The 15,848-nt window shown below is 64.0% G+C and carries 15 protein-coding genes; 5 read left to right on the top strand and 10 right to left on the bottom strand.

What is annotated here, in order from left to right; genetic code table 11:
- The first annotated feature begins 402 nt into the window (after window positions 1–402).
- The 3 genes from ffh to rimM all read left to right on the top strand — a co-directional run bounded on the left by ffh (window position 403) and on the right by rimM (window position 3,045).
- Window positions 403–1,941 carry a signal recognition particle protein gene (ffh, locus tag ACPS74_RS10405; RefSeq protein WP_029648642.1) on the top strand — a complete coding sequence of 513 codons (1,539 nt, stop codon included), beginning with the start codon at window positions 403–405 and terminating at the stop codon, window positions 1,939–1,941.
- 60 nt (window positions 1,942–2,001) lie between these two features.
- Entirely contained in the window at window positions 2,002–2,361 is a 360-nt protein-coding gene (rpsP, locus tag ACPS74_RS10400) for a 30S ribosomal protein S16 (protein WP_029648641.1), read from the top strand.
- 147 nt (window positions 2,362–2,508) lie between these two features.
- Entirely contained in the window at window positions 2,509–3,045 is a 537-nt protein-coding gene (rimM, locus tag ACPS74_RS10395; protein WP_029648640.1) for a ribosome maturation factor RimM, read from the top strand.
- 27 nt (window positions 3,046–3,072) lie between these two features.
- Here rimM and ACPS74_RS10390 read toward each other — a convergent pair whose 3' ends face one another.
- A complete protein-coding gene (locus tag ACPS74_RS10390) occupies window positions 3,073–3,687 on the bottom strand; it encodes a hypothetical protein (protein WP_029648639.1) in 615 nt (204 codons plus the stop codon).
- Window positions 3,688–3,791: 104 nt separating this feature from the next.
- On the opposite strand from ACPS74_RS10390, the gene trmD reads away from it, so the two are divergent.
- Both trmD and ACPS74_RS10380 read left to right on the top strand, forming a co-directional pair.
- Window positions 3,792–4,499, top strand: a complete 708-nt coding sequence (gene trmD, locus ACPS74_RS10385) for a tRNA (guanosine(37)-N1)-methyltransferase TrmD (protein WP_029648638.1) — start codon at window positions 3,792–3,794, stop codon at window positions 4,497–4,499.
- A gap of 110 nt (window positions 4,500–4,609) precedes the next feature.
- Complete coding sequence (locus tag ACPS74_RS10380) at window positions 4,610–5,149, top strand: Dps family protein (RefSeq protein WP_029648637.1); 540 nt, start codon at window positions 4,610–4,612, stop codon at window positions 5,147–5,149.
- A gap of 21 nt (window positions 5,150–5,170) precedes the next feature.
- Here ACPS74_RS10380 and ACPS74_RS10375 read toward each other — a convergent pair whose 3' ends face one another.
- The 9 genes from ACPS74_RS10375 to ACPS74_RS10335 form a co-directional block, all read right to left on the bottom strand.
- Complete coding sequence (locus ACPS74_RS10375; RefSeq protein ID WP_029648636.1) at window positions 5,171–6,052, bottom strand: 3-hydroxybutyryl-CoA dehydrogenase; 882 nt, start codon at window positions 6,050–6,052, stop codon at window positions 5,171–5,173.
- 201 nt (window positions 6,053–6,253) lie between these two features.
- Window positions 6,254–7,198: an electron transfer flavoprotein subunit alpha/FixB family protein gene (locus tag ACPS74_RS10370; protein ID WP_029648635.1), complete on the bottom strand. Its 945-nt coding sequence runs from the start codon at window positions 7,196–7,198 to the stop codon at window positions 6,254–6,256.
- Between the two features lie 2 nt (window positions 7,199–7,200).
- Window positions 7,201–7,947: an electron transfer flavoprotein subunit beta/FixA family protein gene (locus tag ACPS74_RS10365; RefSeq protein WP_029648634.1), complete on the bottom strand. Its 747-nt coding sequence runs from the start codon at window positions 7,945–7,947 to the stop codon at window positions 7,201–7,203.
- Window positions 7,948–8,095: 148 nt separating this feature from the next.
- On the bottom strand, window positions 8,096–8,914 hold the full coding sequence (locus tag ACPS74_RS10360; protein ID WP_029648633.1) for a rhomboid family intramembrane serine protease: 819 nt from the start codon (window positions 8,912–8,914) through the stop codon (window positions 8,096–8,098).
- A gap of 55 nt (window positions 8,915–8,969) precedes the next feature.
- Window positions 8,970–10,397 carry a lipopolysaccharide biosynthesis protein gene (locus ACPS74_RS10355; protein WP_029648632.1) on the bottom strand — a complete coding sequence of 476 codons (1,428 nt, stop codon included), beginning with the start codon at window positions 10,395–10,397 and terminating at the stop codon, window positions 8,970–8,972.
- A gap of 169 nt (window positions 10,398–10,566) precedes the next feature.
- Entirely contained in the window at window positions 10,567–13,683 is a 3,117-nt protein-coding gene (gene ileS / locus ACPS74_RS10350) for an isoleucine--tRNA ligase (RefSeq protein WP_029648631.1), read from the bottom strand.
- 331 nt (window positions 13,684–14,014) lie between these two features.
- Window positions 14,015–14,287 (bottom strand): hypothetical protein, encoded by a 273-nt coding sequence (locus ACPS74_RS10345; RefSeq protein WP_029648630.1) that lies wholly within the window; start codon window positions 14,285–14,287, stop codon window positions 14,015–14,017.
- 51 nt (window positions 14,288–14,338) lie between these two features.
- Entirely contained in the window at window positions 14,339–15,322 is a 984-nt protein-coding gene (locus ACPS74_RS10340; RefSeq protein WP_036241373.1) for a bifunctional riboflavin kinase/FAD synthetase, read from the bottom strand.
- Window positions 15,323–15,340: 18 nt separating this feature from the next.
- Window positions 15,341–15,826 (bottom strand): MaoC family dehydratase, encoded by a 486-nt coding sequence (locus ACPS74_RS10335; RefSeq protein WP_018406450.1) that lies wholly within the window; start codon window positions 15,824–15,826, stop codon window positions 15,341–15,343.
- Between the last annotated feature and the right edge of the window lie 22 nt (window positions 15,827–15,848).

Genomic DNA, 15,848 nt, shown 5'->3' with positions numbered 1-15,848 from the left:
GCGGGGAGGTCGGCGGTCGCAGACCGCCGGGTGGGGGTCTCACCGCGCCAGCACGGCGATGCCCCCCACCCGACCCCGCTTCGCGGGGCCACCCTCCCCGCAGGGGGGAGGGAATACGCAAAACCCCAGCTTTCAACTCGATTCAAAGTCGCTAAGCCGATCAGCGCGACCGATATTCGTGAAGTTCGCGCTTAGCTATTCGCGTCGGATTCCTGCTCTAAGTTAAGAGTATAACCCCCAGATGTTGACGCGCGAAACCATCCCGCGTATCCATTCCTCCAATCTCGAAAGAGAAACCGACCACAGCCGAGCCGCCCGAGAGGCGGCAGGCCAACGCCCGGCAGCGCGATGCGCCCCCGGGCGCGTTTTGCTTTGGAGCCTTCGCGCTCGCGGGAGAATAGCATGTTCGAGAGCCTTTCCGATAAGCTCTCCGGCATTTTCGACAAGCTCACACGGCGCGGCGCGCTGTCCGAAGCCGACGTCAACGAGGCGCTGCGCGAAATCCGCCGCGCGCTGCTTGAAGCCGACGTCGCGCTCGACGTCGTGCGCTCCTTCACCGACAAGGTCCGCGACCGCGCGGTCGGCGCCGGCGTCATCAAATCGGTGACGCCCGGCCAGATGGTCGTCAAGATCGTCAATGACGTGCTGATCGAGACGCTCGGCCAGGACGCGGAGCCGATCGATCTCGTCGCCGCGCCGCCGCTCGCCATCATGATGGTCGGCCTGCAAGGCGCCGGCAAAACCACGACCACCGCCAAGATCGCCAAGAGGCTCAAAGAGCGCCACGGCAAGCGCACGCTGATGGCCTCGCTCGACGTCAAGCGCCCGGCGGCCCAAGAACAGCTCGCCGTGCTCGGCCGGCAGGTCGAAGTCGACACGCTGCCGATCGTGCCCGGCCAGACGCCGGTCCAGATCGCCAAGCGGGCGATGGAGGCGGCGCGGCTGCAGGGCTACGACGTGGTGCTGCTCGACACCGCCGGCCGCACGCATATCGACGAGCCGCTGATGGCCGAAATGGCGGAGATCAAGACCTCCTCCAAGCCGCATGAAATCCTGCTCGTCGCCGATGCGCTCACCGGACAGGACGCCGTCAATCTCGCCCAGAATTTCGATGAGCGGGTCGGGCTGACGGGCATTGTATTGACGCGTATGGACGGCGATGGCCGCGGCGGCGCGGCGCTCTCCATGCGCTATGTCACCGGCAAGCCGATCAAGCTCATCGGCGTCGGCGAAAAGATGGACGCGCTCGACGAATTCTCGCCGACGCGCATCGCCAACCGCATTCTCGGCATGGGCGACATTGTCGCGCTGGTCGAAAAGGCCGCCCAGGCGATCGACGCCGAACAGGCCCGCAAGGCCGCCGAGCGCATGGCCAAGGGCAAGTTCGATCTGCAGGACCTCTGCGATCAGCTCGCCCAGGTGGAAAAGATCGGCGGATTGGGCGGCATCATGGGTCTGCTTCCGGGCGTCGCCAAGATGAAGGACCAGATCGCCGCATCGGGTTTCGACGACAAGATGGTGAGGCGCCAGCGCGCCATCATTCTCTCGATGACGCCCAGGGAGCGGCGCAATCCCGACCTGATGAAAGCCTCGCGCAAGAAGCGCATCGCGGCAGGCTCTGGCGTCAAGGTCGAGGAGGTCAACAAGCTCCTCAAGCAGCATCGGCAGATGGCCGATCTGATGAAGTCCTTCGGCGCGGGAAAACGCGGCGGTGGCATGATGGGCAAGGCGGCGCAAATGATGGGGCTCGGCCCCGGCATGCAAATGCCCTCCCAGGAAGAGCTGCAGCAGCTGCAGGCGAAGCTTGGCGTCCAGCAGCCGAAAGCGCCACCCGGAGCCGTTCCCGCGGCGCCGCCCCCCGATCTTCTCGCCAAGTCAAGCCTGCCAGGGCTCGGCGGCGGCTTGCTCAGCGGATTGAACCCCTTCGGGAAGAAGAAATAGCAAACCGGCGATTGTCGTCGCCGGTCCCCTCACTCACCTCAACGCAACAGGAATGAAAACATGTCGCTTAAAATTCGTCTCGCCCGCGGCGGCGCCAAGAAGCGTCCCTTCTATCGTGTCGTCGTCGCCGACTCGCGCTCGCCGCGCGACGGCCGCTACATCGAGAAGATCGGTTATTTCGATCCCTTGAAGGAGAAGGACGCGGCCGACCGCCTCGTGCTCGACACGGAAAAGGCGAAAGCCTGGATGGAGAAAGGCGCGCAGCCGACGGATCGCGTCGCGCGTCTGCTCGATGGCCTCGGCGTGATGAAGCGCGAAGCGCGCAACAATCCGCAGAAGGCGCAGCCCAAGAAGAAGGCGCAGGAGCGCGCCGCCGCGGCCGCTGAGGCCGCAGGCGCGGCGGAAGCGCCGGCGGCGTAAGCCTTCTGTGCGTCACGTTTCATTCGCCCTCATGCTGAGGAGCGCCCAACGGGCGCGTCTCGAAGCACGGGGGCGGATAGCGCGCGCGGCGATTTCCTCGTCCTTCGAGACGCGAGCTTCGCTCGCTCCTCAGGATGAGGAAATCGAATGACGGCGGGCGACAGGACAAAGGGCCTCGTCCTCCTCGGCCGCTTTGGCGCGGCGCATGGCGTGCGCGGCGAGATCCGGCTGCAGAGCTTCACAAGCGATCCGTTGGCGATCGCAGCCTATGACGGCCTCACCGACAAAAGCGGGGCGCGCCATTTCAGGCTGCGCGCCGTGCGCCCGCAGGGCAAGGATATGCTCGTCGCGCAAGTCGAAGGCGTCGACGACCGCGCCGGCGCCGAGGCCCTAAACCGCGTCGAACTCTATGTTGCGCGCGACAAGCTCCCCGCGCCGGAAGAGGACGAATTCTATATCGCCGATCTCATAGGCCTTCGCGCCGAAACGGCGGATGGCGTGGAAATCGGAACGATCGTCGCGGTGCGCAATTTCGGCGCGGGCGACATTCTCGAAATTGCGCCAGCCGCCGGCGGTGAATCGCTGCTTTACCCGTTCACCGGAGCCGTCGTTCCGGTCGTCGACATCGCTCAAGGGCGCGTGGTGATCACGCCGCCGGCGGAGGTCTCGGCCGAGCCGGATTGACACTAGGCCCGCCGCGCATCGCTCGGCTTATTTCGGCGCCAAAAGGCGCAAGTCCTCCTCGCCATTCTTTACGTAAAAGTCCTTGACGTCGAACCACACCGTCTGCGGCCCGTTCGGCGTGTCGTAAACGATGACGTCATAAATTCCGCCCTCTTTGACGAAGCGCCGCTCCTTTTTTCGCCAGCCGGGATGCTTCAGCTGGATCCAGAAATCCTCCGCCGGAACCCCTTCGAGGGAATTGGCCGCGCCCACGATCTTCACAGCCATTTCGCGGCTGTGGCCATCGCCGCCGTCGAAACTCACGAGCGGTTTTGATTTGAGCCTCTCGGCGAAGCTCTGTTTGTAACACTGAAGGAAGGCGGCGGCGCATTCTGACGGCGCCGAGTCCGCACTGGATTGGCTGCAGCTTCGCAGTTGCAGGAAGCACTTGAAGCACGCGTTCAAGCAGGTCAAAGTCAGCGAATCGCGCAGCGACTCGGAGCCCTTCGCCCCCTCGCGCACGGTCCAACAGGTTTTCTGACAACTGCCGTGCATCTGCCCGACCGTGAGCGTCGGCGGCGCGTCAATTGGCGTCGCGCGCGCCGCGAAGACTCCACCGAAAGCCCACAATAGAAAGCCTATTCGAAGAAAGAATTTCATCATTGGCCCCAAGCTGTCGCAATGTCTGCGACACTATGGCCGAGGCTTGATCTCAGCAAGAATGAAACTGCTTCTCGCCTCCGCGAACGCCATGCCATAACCGGTCCATGTTCCGCGCGACGGTACTGACGCTCTTTCCCGAAATGTTTCCAGGTCCTTTGGGCCTGTCGCTCGCCGGCGACGCGCTTTCGCGCGGCGTCTGGGCGCTTGAGCCGCGGCAGATCCGCGAGCATGGCCTTGGCCGCCATCGCGCCGTCGACGACACGCCGGCCGGGGGCGGCCCCGGCATGGTGATGCGCGCTGACGTGCTGGCGGCGGCGATCGACGCCGCCGCGCCCAAGGACGATCCGCGCCCGCGCCTGCTGATGAGTCCGCGCGGCGCGCCGCTGACGCAGGCCCGTGCGCGCGCGCTCGCCCAAGGCCCCGGCGCGATCATTCTCTGCGCCCGGTTCGAAGGCGTCGACGAGCGCATCATCGACGCCCGCGGGCTCGAAGAAATGTCGATCGGCGATTTCGTGCTTTCGGGCGGCGAGATCGCCGCGCTGGCGCTGATCGACGCCTGCGTGCGGCTCATTCCCGGCGTGATGGGCGAAGAAGCGTCAGGCGTCGAGGAAAGTTTTGAGGCTGGCCTCCTCGAATATCCGCATTACACGCGGCCACGCGACTTCGAGGGGCGCGACATCCCCGACGTGCTGCTCTCCGGCGATCACGCCAGGATCGCCAAATGGCGCCATGAACAGGCGATGGCGCTCACCCGCGCGCGACGCCCCGACCTCTCTGCGCCCCAGGCGGGCGACGCTTCCCGCCGCCGCTGAATCTCTGCGCACTGCTCTATTTTTCATCTGGTCCGCCAGCGCGCGCGATCTAGCTAATAGCAGCGCACCCCGAGCTTGAGCCTGGAGCAGGGCGCGAGGAGGCCCACCAAATGCAGAAAACAAAAACGCCGATTACCCCGGACACCGAACGTTCGGCGCTGGATACGCCGACCGATCTTGAAAAACAGTCGACGATGAAGGTCGCGGCGGAAGTCAACAAGCTCGTCGCCGACGCCTTGACGCTTTATCTCAAGACGAAAAACTTTCATTGGCATATGAGCGGGCCGCATTTCCGCGACTACCATTTGCTGCTCGATGAGCAGGCGGCGCAGATCTACGCCAGCGTCGACCCGCTTGCCGAACGGGTACGAAAACTTGGTCAGCCGACTCTGCGCTCGATCGGCCATATCGCCAAGCTGTCGCGCATCAAGGACAATAACGAGGACTTCGTTTCGCCTTACGGCATGCTGTGCGAATTGCTGGAAGACAATAAAACGATGGCCGAGTCCATGCGCAACGCCCACAAGCTGTGCGATGACAACGACGACATCGCGACGGCGTCGCTGCTCGAAGTCTATGTCGACGAGACCGAGAAGCGGACTTGGTTTCTTTTCGAGGCGGCGCGCGGGGCCGACCCCGGCGGCCACTGAGGACGGCGGTTCGAGACGACTCTAGCGCGTCGGAACGGGCGTGCCGCTGCGATAATCGTAGAAGCCGCGCTGAGTCTTTTTGCCGAGCCAGCCGGCTTCGACATATTTCACCAGCAGAGGGCAGGGGCGGTATTTGGAATCCGCCAGGCCCTCATGCAGCACCTGCATGACAGAAAGGCAGGTGTCGAGGCCGATGAAATCGGCGAGCTGCAGCGGACCCATCGGATGGTTGGCGCCAAGCTTCATCGCCGTGTCGATGGCGTCGACCGAGCCCACGCCTTCGTAGAGCGTGTAGATCGCCTCATTGATCATCGGCAGCAGAATGCGGTTGACGATGAAGGCAGGGAAGTCCTCCGAAACGCTGATCGTCTTGCCGAGCTTGGAGACGAACGCCTTCGTCTCCTCGAAAGTGACGTCATCGGTCGCAATGCCTCGAATGAGTTCGACAAGCTGCATGCGCGGCACCGGATTCATGAAATGAATGCCGATGAAGCGCTCCGGCCGACCGGTGACGGCGGCAAGGCGCGTGATCGAAATCGATGACGTATTGGAGCTGATGATCGCGCCGGGCTTCACGAACTGCGTGAGCTCCGTCAGAATTTTTCGCTTGAGGTCTTCGACCTCGGTCGCCGCCTCGATCAAGAGGTCGGAGTCGGCGAAGTCCGCCATTTTTGGCGCGCCGGAAATGCGTTCGAGCGCCGGTTCGACCGCCGCGGCGTCGATCTGGCCGCGCTCCACGGCGCGTCGCATCTGCGCGGCGACGTCGGCGATGCCGGCGTCGATGCGTTCCTGCGAAATGTCGTTCAGGGCGACGTCATAGCCGGCAAGCGCACAGACATGGGCGATCCCCTTGCCCATTTGGCCCGCGCCGATGACGCCGATCTTGCGAATTTCGAAGCCCATTTTTTACCACCGTCAGCCAAGCTCGCGCCGGATAGCAAGCGGCCCGCCCGCGCTGAGTGCGTGCCGCAGTGCAATATAACTTGCGTTCCTTCGCAAAGAAAACAAAGAATAGAGCCTGCGGGGTGCCCAGCGCCGACGCTCCGCCAGCTCCGAGCCGCCGCGCCGGACCATTTCGGACCGAAGCGACGGCGGTTTTTGTCGTCAGCGGCCGATCTTCGCCAACTCCGCCTCAAGCTCGGGCAGGGCCGTGAAGAGGTCGGCGACGAGGCCATAGTCGGCGACCTGGAAAATAGGCGCCTCCTCGTCCTTGTTGATCGCCACGATCACCTTGGAATCCTTCATGCCGGCGAGATGCTGGATCGCCCCCGAAATACCGGCGGCGATGTAGAGATCGGGCGCCACGGCCTTTCCGGTCTGGCCGACCTGCAAGTCGTTTGGCGCATAGCCGGCGTCGACGGCGGCGCGAGACGCCCCGATCGCGGCATTAAGCCGCGTCGCGACCGGATCCAGCACCTTCTGGAAATTCTCCGCCGACCCGAGCGCGCGGCCGCCCGAGAGAATGATCCGCGCCGAGGTGAGCTCGGGGCGCTCGGACTTCGCCAGCTCTTCGCTCTTGAAGGCGGAAACGCCGGGATCGGTGGGCGCCGCAATCGTCTCGATGGGCGCCGAGCCGCCTTCGGGGGCCGCCGCGAAGGCGGTGGTGCGCACGGTGATCACTTTCTTTGCGTCCTTCGCGCGCACGGTCTGGATCGCATTGCCGGCGTAGATCGGCCGCTCAAAAGTGTCGGCGGACACGACTTTGATGATGTCCGAGACCTGCATCACGTCGAGCAGCGCCGCGACGCGCGGCAGCACGTTCTTCGTCGCCGAAGTCGACGGCGCGATGATGACGTCATAAGCGCCGGCGAGCGAGACGATCAGCGCGGCAACGGTCTCGGCCAGAACATGATCGAGCGAAGCGTCTTCGGCGACGAGGACCTTGTCGACGCCGGCGAGTTTCGCCGCCTGCTCGGCCGCGCCCTTGAGGCCGGGCCCGACAATGAGGACATGAATGGGGCCGCCGATCTCCTTGGCGGCGGTGAGCGCCTTGGCGGTCGCCGGCGCGATCGCGTCGCCGGCGGTTTCGGCAAGAAGCAGAATCGTCATCTTTAAAGCACTCCCGCTTCCTTGAGCTTGCCAACGAGTTCGACCACCGAGCCTACCTTGACGCCCGCCTTGCGTTTCGCAGGCTCAGTGGTTTTCAACACGTCAAGGCGCGGCGAAATGTCGACGCCATAATCGGCGGGCGACTTCACGGCGACTTCCTTCTTCTTTGCCTTGATGATGTTGGGCAGCGAGGCGTAGCGCGGCTCGTTGAGGCGCAAATCCGTGGTGACGACGGCTGGCAGCCTTAAGCTGACGGTCTGCAGCCCGCCGTCGATCTCGCGCGTCACGTCGACGGCGCCCTCAGTCATCTCGACTTTCGAGGCGAAAGCGCCCTGGCCCCAGCCGAGCAGCGCCGCGAGCATCTGGCCTGTCTGATTGCAATCGTCGTCGATCGCCTGCTTGCCCATGATGACGAGCTGCGGCTGTTCCTCGGCGACGATCTTGGCCAGGATTTTGGCGACGGCGAGCGGCTCGACGGTCTCGTCGGTTTTGACCAGAACGCCACGGTCGGCGCCCATGGCGAGGCCGGTGCGCAAGGTCTCGTCGGCCTTAGCCGGTCCGATCGTGACGACGATGACTTCCGTCGCCTTGCCGGCCTCCTTGAGCCGCAGCGCCTCTTCGACGGCGATTTCGTCGAAGGGGTTCATCGACATTTTCACATTGGCGAGATCGACGCCCGAACCGTCCGCCTTGACCCTGATCTTGACGTTGTAATCGACGACCCGTTTGACGGGCACGAGAATCTTCATCGCGCGACCCCTTGGTCCTTCTGACCCTTTGGCGAGACGGTGTCGGAACGCCGCCTGCGCGCGCTCCACTCTGGCTAAAGCCGTCGCGCGGTCTGGTAGCGGGGGCGCGCGCGCAAGTCAAACAAAGCGAACGCGCCGAACGAATTGGTCAGGGGGCGTCGTCGCCGGCGTCCTGCGCGCGCGGCGCGGGGGCGAGCGGGCCGCTCCTGTCGAAAAGCCGGTGCCGGCGGCGCTTAAAAATCGGCGTCAGCACCAGACCCGCGGCGATGCCGCCGACATGCGCCATCCAGGCGACCGCGCCGCCCTCGCCCATAGACGCGTTGATGAGCTGCATCACAATCCAGGCGCCGACGAACAGCCAGCCGGAGGCGACAAAAGAGAATAGCGGCGCCCGCAGCCCCAGGATAGACCTCGGCCGCACCCCGGACAGCCAGGCGCCAAGATAGATCGGCGCGAGCGCCAGCGAGAGCGGCGGAAAGATTCCCGCGACCGTCGCGCGCGGATGGAGCAACAGAAAGGCCGCGCAGACGCCGGAGATCGCGCCCGACGCGCCGATGAGCGGCGCGATCGAATGCGGCGTTGCGTAAATGTAGAACACGCCGGAGGCGACGCCGCAGGAAAGATAAAACAGCAGATAGTGCAGCGAACCCATAGCGTCTTCGACATTGTCGCCAAAGACGTAAAGGAACAACATGTTCGAGCCGAGATGCACCACCGACGAATGAAAGAACAGCGCGGTGACAAGCGTCAGCGCAGCCGGCGGCCCGACGATCCAGTCGGCGAGCTGGGCCTCGCCGAAGAGCACGCGCGGGATGATCGCAAAGCCGCGGACGACGGTCAGCGGATCGCCGAAAATCTCGCTCTGCACCACGAGGAATATGATGACGTTGAGCGCGATCAGCGTCCAATTCACGATGGGCCGCCGCAAATAGCGCAGCGGCGCGTCGTCATAGATCGGCATCACCATTGGCGCGCTCCTTATCGACCGCTAGCCTAGCATATGGCGACGCCGACTGGCCGCGTCACGACCGGGCGAGGCGCCGATGGAGCCACGTCGTCGTGAGATCGCCCAGCCCGGCGATGTCGAAGGCGATGGTCAGCACTCCATAGACGGCCGCGCCGGCCAGGATCTGAGCAATCAGCGTGGCAATGCCCGGACTCATCTCGCGCAAAGGGGTGAGCGCCAGCGACATCGCCCCCGTCGCCACAAGCGCAGCGAACATGTCCCAGAACGACGGCCAGACCGGCTGCGTGCGCAGCGCGAAATAGACCGTCGCCACGAGCGCCGCGATATAGGCGCCGGCTTGCGCGATCGCGAGATTGGAAGCGTCCTCGCCCCAGGGCAGAAAAAGCAGCAGCGCAAGGCCGAAGGCGACCGCCGCAAGCGCCGCGACCATTAATGGCGCCGTCTTCTTTTCGATCTGAAAGACGGGATTGACGCCGAACAGAATGACGCCCATCGCGAAAAGTCCCGGAAGCAGCAGCCCGAGGTAATGGCCGAAGGGACCGCGATATTGCGCCGGCACGATCAGCGCTTCGATCGACGGCATGACGAACCAGAGGCCGGCGCACGCCGGCAGCAAAAAGGCGACGACGATGCCCATGTTGCGCGCGACCTGCTGCTTGGCGCGATCGACGCCATGGAGTTCATGCGCCGCGACGGCGATCTGAAACAAGAGCACGTCGAGCGCCGAACCGAGCGCCTGCACCGCACGCACGCCGAGATCATACGCCAGTGCGAACTGGCCGGTTTCGGCGAAACCAAAGACGCTCGCGACGATGGAGCGCGCCGCGAGCGGCATCGCCTGATAGAGAAGATGCGCGGTCACGATCGGCGCGCTATAGGCCGCAAGCGCACGCGCATTCTGACTCGAGGCGGCGCGAATGTCGGCGCCGGGATCGAGCAACGCGCGGCGTCCGAGAACGACCGTGCCGAACAGGCTCGCGACGCCGCCGGCGAGCGCCACCGCAGCCGAGTGAAAAATAAAGGCGCCGCCGCCGATGAGGACAAGCGACAGCGCGTTCTTGGCGAGCATGAGTCGCACATAGGCGTGGTCATGAAAGCGCGCGCGCACAAGCGCGGTGCAATAGTCGAAGAGCCCGTTGGCCACCGACGTCAGCAGCGCAAGCAGGATGAGATTGGTTTCGAAATCGAGCGGCGGCCCGACAAGCGCATAAATGCCCGTGGCCAATGCGAGGAAGAGCGTGACGGCGATGAAGGACGCGTCGAGCGTCGAGCGCACCACCGGCTCTTTGTCGCGCGTGCGCTTTGAGTAAAAGCGCGTCGCCGAGAGACGCAGCCAATCATAAAGCGCCGTCTGCACGACCACCGCGATGGAGAAGGCAAGCGCGAAGCGGCCGTATTCCTCGGGGCCGAGAAATTTCGCCACCGTGAGGCCGATGACGAAATTGACGATCGTATTGGCCAGAAATGCGAGAAGAACGTTCACTTAAGCGTAACCCCCACCCCAACCCTCCCCCGCTGCGCGGGAGAGGGAGTCAGGCTCGGGTCACGACAAGGAATACGCGCGCCGCCGATCGCTTGCGTCCCCTCTCCCGCGCAGCGGGGGAGGGACAGGGAGGGGGCGACGGGTCGGCGCAATGTCTCTCTTGCCAGGATCACAAAGTGCTCCAGCGGCCGAGCGCGACAAGCTCGCGCAACGCCTGCGCGTCGCGCGGCGTCACGTCGGGATAATCAGGATCCGCCGTCGCGGGATCGAAATATTTCCACGAGCGGGCGCATTTGACGCCGGCCGCGCGTTGCGAAACCACGCCGACGCCCGGCGCTTCCGGCAGGCGGAAGGCGTCGATCGGCGATTCTCCCGGCAAGACTCGGATATCCGAGGCGATGCAGATTTCGGCGAAGTCGACGCCGTCGAGCGCGTCGCGCAACGACTCATCTTCTACATAAACGGTCGGCGCTGCTTCCAGCGAAGAGCCGATGCGTTTTTGCGCGCGCTCGATTTCGAGCGCGCCGGTGACGACCGAGCGGATCTTGCGAATTTTGTCCCATTTGGCGGCAAGCGCGTCGTCGCGCCACGCCTCGGGAATGGTCGGAAAATGTTCGAGATGCACGGATTGCGCGTTCGGAAAGCGGGAAAGCCACGCCTCCTCCGCGGTGAAGACGAGAATTGGCGCGAGCCATGTCGTGACGCTGCGGAAGATGCGATCGATGGTCGCGAGCGCCGCCTTGCGTTTCACGCTCGAGGGCGGATCGCAATAGAGCGCGTCCTTGCGCACGTCGAAGTAGAAAGCCGACAGCTCGCTCGTCATGAAATGGGTGAGCAACGCGACAACGCGCTTGTAGTCGTATGCCGCATAGGACGCGCGGATCGACTCGTCGAGCTGATGCAAACGATGCAGCATGAGACGTTCAAGCTCTCCCGCCTCGCGCATCGCCGCATCGTCATTTGGCTGATAATGCGCCAACGCGCCGATCATCCAGCGGGTCGTGTTGCGCAGTTTGCGATAAAGCTCGACGAAAGTTTTAAGGATTTCGGGGCCAACGCGCAGATCGTCGGCATAATCGGACGCCGCGACCCAGAGCCGCATGATGTCGGCGCCGGAGTCGGCGATGATCTTTTGCGGCGCGACGACATTGCCGAGCGACTTCGACATTTTGCGTCCCCGCTCGTCGAGCACGAAGCCATGCGTCAGCACCGCGTCGTAGGGCGCGCGGCCGCGCGTGCCGCAGCTTTCGAGAAGCGAGGAATGGAACCAACCGCGATGCTGATCAGAGCCTTCAAGATACATGATCTCGTCTTCGCCGCCGTCGCGCTTGCGATGGATGCCGGCGAGCATCGGAAAATGCTGCGGATCTTCGAGCGTGAAGGCGTGGGTCGAACCTGAATCGAACCAGACGTCGAGAACGTCGGAGATCTTCTCGTAGTCTTGCGCCTTATAGTCGGGCGAAAGAAAACGCTCTGAAGCGTTTGCTTCATACCAGGCGTCCGCGCCTTCCTTTTCGAAGGCCTCGATGATGCGGGCGTTGACGCGCGCGTCGACAAGCGGCTCATGCGTGCCCTTCTTGACGAAGATTGCGATTGGCACGCCCCAGGCGCGCTGGCGCGACACGACCCAGTCGGGACGATTGGCGATCATGCCGCGAATTCGGTTCTCGCCCGCCGCCGGCGTCCATTGCGTGCGGGCGATTTCCTCAAGCGCGATCTCGCGAAGCGTGGGGGCGTTAGCGCGCGCACTTTCAATGCTCGCGCTATCCCTCCCCTCGACGGGGAGGGTCGCATCGCGAAGCGATGCGGGGTGGGGTGAATCGTCTTGACCCCCCACCCGGCCGCCTTCGGCGGCCGACCTCCCCGCAAGGGGGAGGTAGGGCGCCGCGCCAAACGGCTTATCCATCGCGATGAACCATTGCGGCGTGTTGCGGAAGATCACCGGCTTCTTCGAGCGCCATGAATGCGGATATTGATGCTTCAGCTTTCCGCGCGCGACGAGATTGCCGGCCTGAACCAGCGCGGCGATGACCGCCTCATTGGCGTCGCCCTTGTCGCCCTTGTCGGTGATGACGCGCTTGCCTTCAAAGCCCGGCGCGTCCTTCGTATAGAATCCGTCCTCGTCGACCGTATAGGGAATGCGCGTCTCCATGTTGCGCGCCTGCAGTTCGCGCGCGTTCGCCATCCAGATGTCGAAGTCCTCGCGGCCGTGGCCCGGCGCGGTGTGCACGAAGCCCGTGCCCGTGTCGTCGGTGACATGTTCGCCGTCAAAGAGCGGCACGTCGAAATCATAGCCAAGATGCGCCAGCGGATGCGCGCAGATCAGCTCGGCGAGCATTGCGGCGGGCACGTCGTGCAAACGCTCGTAGCCGTCGACCTTCGCCGCCTTGAACGCCTCGCTCGCAAGCTTGTCGGCGATGACGAAAGTCGCGCCCGGAAGCGCCCAGTTGCCCTCCGGCGCATGGGTGACGTGATAGAGGCCGTAGTCGATCTTCGAGGAGAAGGAGATCGCGCGATTGCCGGGAAGCGTCCAGGGCGTCGTCGTCCAGATGATGACGCGCGCGTCGCTCAGTTCGCCTGCGGCGCCGCGCGGGATCGGAAACGCCACCCAGACCTGGTCGCTCGTATAATCCTCATATTCGACTTCGGCTTCGGCGAGCGCGGTCTTTTCGACGACGCTCCACATCACCGGCTTCGAGCCTCTATAAAGCAGACCGTTCGCGGCGAATTTCATGATCTCGCGCGCGATCGTCGCTTCCGCCGGAAAAGCCATCGTCGAATAGGGATGGCCCCAATCGCCGGCGACCCCCAAGCGCTTGAACTCCTCGCGCTGAATGCCGAGCCAATGTCCCGCATAGGCGCGGCATTCGCGCCGGAAGGCGATCATGGCGCCTGGATCGGTGAAATCGGGCTTCTGCTTGCCCTTGGCGCGGTAATTCTCCTCCTCGATCTTCCATTCGATCGGCAGGCCGTGGCAGTCCCAGCCCGGCACATAGACGCAGTCCTTGCCGGTCATGCGCTGGCTGCGCGTCACGAGATCCTTGAGGATCTTATTGAGCGCATGGCCGATATGAATGTTGCCGTTGGCGTAGGGCGGGCCGTCGTGGAGCGTGAATTTCGGACGACCCTCGCCCGATTCACGCATCTTTTGCTCCAGGCCGATGGTCTCCCATCGCTTGAGGATTTCCGGCTCGCGCTGCGGCAGGCCGGCGCGCATCGGAAAATCCGTGACCGGCAGATAGAGGCTTTTCGAATAGTCGGGCCCTTTCGGGCTGTCGTCGTTCATCGTCGTGAAAACCGGCTGGGGCGGACGCAGGCGCCATAAGCGCCGCTATTGCCGCGCTGATTAGAGGATTTGTGGAAAGAGCGCCAATCGCGCCGCACCCGACCCTGCGCGAGCCTTTAGCTCAGGAGCGCGCTGCGAAAAGTGGAACCCGGTTTTTCGCAGAGTGCGCGCTTCAAACTATTAGATCGATCACGTTATCTGCATTTGGGCGATCGCGCCCAAATGCAGCGTGATCTCGCGCAGGCCGGGTTTGGTAATTCGAATGGCGGTCAGGAAAGGCATCTGGTCCTTAATAGCAGCGCTACCGAGCCGGGAAAAGCGGCCAGCGCCCCTAGCGAGGCCGCCTCAGCCCGAGCAGTCCGGCGAGAAAGGCGAAGCCTCCCGCCACAACGGCGATGATCAGCAACACCAGAAATGCGCCGGACAGCAGCGTGAACCCGAGGAACAGGAACAACAGCAGCGCCGCAGTGACCATCAGGCTCTGCCATGGCGAGAGCTTGACGACCTTCACCCGACCGGCGCCCGTCGCGACCCAGATCCTTGAGGCGTCCGTCTCCTCGCCCGGCAAGATGATTTCGACCCGTCCCTTGGGCTCTTCGTTCATGACGTTTCCCTCCTGTCGAGGACGCAGTCTCCAAGCTAGATCGCGCGCAACTTATGGCAACAGATCATTCGCCCGGCTCAAAGCGCCGCTTTCGGCCAATAGTCCTCGCGCCTCTTCGACGTCGACGCGCATTCTTTCGACGAGCGCCTCGACGCTGTCGAATTTCGCTTCGCCGCGTATGAAGCCGTAGAAGGCGACTTCCACCTCCTTGCCGTAGAGGTCGCCATCGAAATCGAAGAGGAAGACTTCAAGGAGCGGCGCGCCATTGTCAAAGGTCGGCCGGCGTCCGAAGCTGGCGACGCCCTGATGCGCCTTCCCGTCGACCTCGATCGTCACGGCGTAGATCCCGTGCTTGAGCCGATTGGCGGGATCGAGCGCGATATTGGCGGTCGGAAAGCCGAGCGTGCGCCCGCGCTTGTCGCCGTGGCGCACGACGCCGCGAATGAAGTAGGGGTGGCCGAGAAGCCGGCGCGCGAGCGCCGCGTCGCCGCGTTCCAGCGCTTCCCGCGTCGCTGTTGAGGAGACGGCCTCTAAGCTGCCCTCTTCGTCCTGGGTGATGCGGTCGACGATCTCCACGATCATCCCGAGCCGTTCGCCTTCGGCGCGCAAAAACTCCGGTCCGCCTTCGCGGCCGGCGCCGAAACGAAAATCATAGCCCGCCACAACAGCCGAGAGCTGCAGGCGATCATGCAGAATCTCTTGCGTGAAGACCCGCGCGGGGCTTTTCGCGAAGTCCTTGTCGAAGGTGAGCACGATAACGCCGTCGAGCCCGAGCCGGGCGGCCTGCGCCGCCTTTGCGTCTGGCGGCGTGAGCCGAAAGATCACCGTTCGCCCGGCGAAAAAATCCGCCGGATGGGGCTCGAAGGTCAGCAGAATGCAGGGACGCGAGAGTTTTGCGGCGAGCGCCCGAGCCCGAGCGATGACGCCGCGGTGGCCTCTGTGCAGCCCGTCGAAATTGCCGACCGCCGCGACCGCGCCCTCCAGTCCAGGCGGCGGCGCTTGAGGGTCGCGCGCGACAATGAAGGAGTCGGACACGGCTCGGGGCCGGAAGATCTAAGCCGAGGCCGGCTTCGCCTCTGCTGGCGCTGGCGCCGCGACGCGCATCACCTGCTCGCGGCTCGGCACCATGACGAAGGCCTCGCCGTCGAGCACGACCTTGCCGTCGACGAGACATTCGCATTTGAGCTTGGCGCGCCGGCCTTTTTCGATCAGCTCCACCACTTCGACAATGACGGTGATCACGTCGCCGATCTTCACCGGCGCGCGGAAATTCAGCGTCTGCGACAGATAGACGGCGCCGGGGCCAGGCAGATACATGCCGATGACCGTCGAGATAAGCGACGCCGTATAAAGGCCATGCACGATGCGCTCGCCGAAGCGCGTCTTCGAGGCGAAGTGATCGGAAAGATGAATCGGATTGCGGTCGCCGGAAAGATCGGCGAAGGCGATCACGTCGTCGTCCATCACCGCCTTCATCAGCGTCTCGCGCATGCCGACGCTCAGATCCTCGAAATAGTAGATTTTGAACGGCGTCGACATGGAAGCCACCGGAAAGTTGCGT

Origin of the sequence: Methylocystis sp. SB2, from assembly GCF_049817085.1 — a bacterium.
Taxonomy (GTDB): Bacteria; Pseudomonadota; Alphaproteobacteria; order Rhizobiales; family Beijerinckiaceae; genus Methylocystis; species Methylocystis rosea.
Note: the sequence above shows the minus strand (reverse complement) of the source record. Positions and strands in the feature narration are given on the sequence as shown.

What these genes read in the sequence shown, in the direction of transcription:
- ACPS74_RS10335 (WP_018406450.1), bottom strand. Translation starts at nt 15,826, where the DNA reads ATGTCGACGCCGTTCAAAATCTACTATTTCGAGGATCTGAGCGTCGGC.
- ffh (WP_029648642.1), top strand. Translation starts at nt 403, where the DNA reads ATGTTCGAGAGCCTTTCCGATAAGCTCTCCGGCATTTTCGACAAGCTC.
- ACPS74_RS10390 (WP_029648639.1), bottom strand. Translation starts at nt 3,687, where the DNA reads ATGATGAAATTCTTTCTTCGAATAGGCTTTCTATTGTGGGCTTTCGGT.
- ACPS74_RS10365 (WP_029648634.1), bottom strand. Translation starts at nt 7,947, where the DNA reads ATGAAGATTCTCGTGCCCGTCAAACGGGTCGTCGATTACAACGTCAAG.
- ACPS74_RS10380 (WP_029648637.1), top strand. Translation starts at nt 4,610, where the DNA reads ATGCAGAAAACAAAAACGCCGATTACCCCGGACACCGAACGTTCGGCG.
- ACPS74_RS10360 (WP_029648633.1), bottom strand. Translation starts at nt 8,914, where the DNA reads ATGGTGATGCCGATCTATGACGACGCGCCGCTGCGCTATTTGCGGCGG.
- trmD (WP_029648638.1), top strand. Translation starts at nt 3,792, where the DNA reads ATGTTCCGCGCGACGGTACTGACGCTCTTTCCCGAAATGTTTCCAGGT.
- ACPS74_RS10370 (WP_029648635.1), bottom strand. Translation starts at nt 7,198, where the DNA reads ATGACGATTCTGCTTCTTGCCGAAACCGCCGGCGACGCGATCGCGCCG.
- rpsP (WP_029648641.1), top strand. Translation starts at nt 2,002, where the DNA reads ATGTCGCTTAAAATTCGTCTCGCCCGCGGCGGCGCCAAGAAGCGTCCC.
- ACPS74_RS10375 (WP_029648636.1), bottom strand. Translation starts at nt 6,052, where the DNA reads ATGGGCTTCGAAATTCGCAAGATCGGCGTCATCGGCGCGGGCCAAATG.
- ACPS74_RS10345 (WP_029648630.1), bottom strand. Translation starts at nt 14,287, where the DNA reads ATGAACGAAGAGCCCAAGGGACGGGTCGAAATCATCTTGCCGGGCGAG.
- rimM (WP_029648640.1), top strand. Translation starts at nt 2,509, where the DNA reads ATGACGGCGGGCGACAGGACAAAGGGCCTCGTCCTCCTCGGCCGCTTT.
- ileS (WP_029648631.1), bottom strand. Translation starts at nt 13,683, where the DNA reads ATGAACGACGACAGCCCGAAAGGGCCCGACTATTCGAAAAGCCTCTAT.